A 777-nucleotide genomic window follows, 5' to 3' on the forward strand; every position below is an offset into this window, starting at 1 on the left:
CTTTACAACACTTTCTGCATTCATATTATCACTTAGATGGTATCCCATTATTTTTCTACTATAAGCATCTGTTACTAATGACAAGTAATGTGTTCTTTCGTGAGATTTAATATAGGTAATATCACTAACGAAATACTGTTCTACTCGAGTGGCTCTTTTGTTTTTCATTAAGTTAGGGTATTTTCTTAGCCAATGTTTTGAGTTTGTAGTTTTTGTGTAATTTTTCTTGGGTTTGATCAACATTGATTCTCGTCGTAGGTAATCAAATAGCGCATCTCTACCAATTTTTATTCCTCTGGATTCAAACTCTTCTTTGAGTATATGATATAACTTTCTAGTGCCTAATCTAGGCATTGTCATACGAACTTTTCTTACTAGACTTTTAACAATTACTAGCTCTTGTTCTCTTAAAGTTACTCTTTGTTCCGATTGATAAATTGATTGTCTACTAATCCCAAACAATCGACAACAATGCGAAAGACTTAATCTTTGTTCTTGTTGGATGCATCTGATGGTTTGGGAGAAAACTTTTTTCTGATAGAAGTTCCATAGTGGCTGTCAGAGATATCAATCATAGTATTAAGAATCTTACTCTTTAGTTTTTCATCTTGAAGTTCTCTTTCTAAGCGTTTGATTTTTTGAGCGGGTGTTTCTTTCATCTTTGGTGTAGAAATTCTGGTTATGGGTTTACTCCAATCTAAGTTACCATGTTTTCGTAACCAAACCAAAACGGTACTTCTTCCTTGAATTCCATATGCCTTTTGGGCTTGTTTGTAG

Annotated in this window: 1 pseudogene; it reads right to left on the minus strand. The window is 33.3% G+C overall.

The window, feature by feature from the left end:
• Nucleotides 1-777, minus strand: a pseudogene (locus Q4548_RS16655) (IS3 family transposase); the annotation flags it as partial.

The organism is Wenyingzhuangia sp. 2_MG-2023 (assembly GCF_030548295.1).
Lineage (GTDB): Bacteria > Bacteroidota > Bacteroidia > Flavobacteriales > Flavobacteriaceae > Wenyingzhuangia.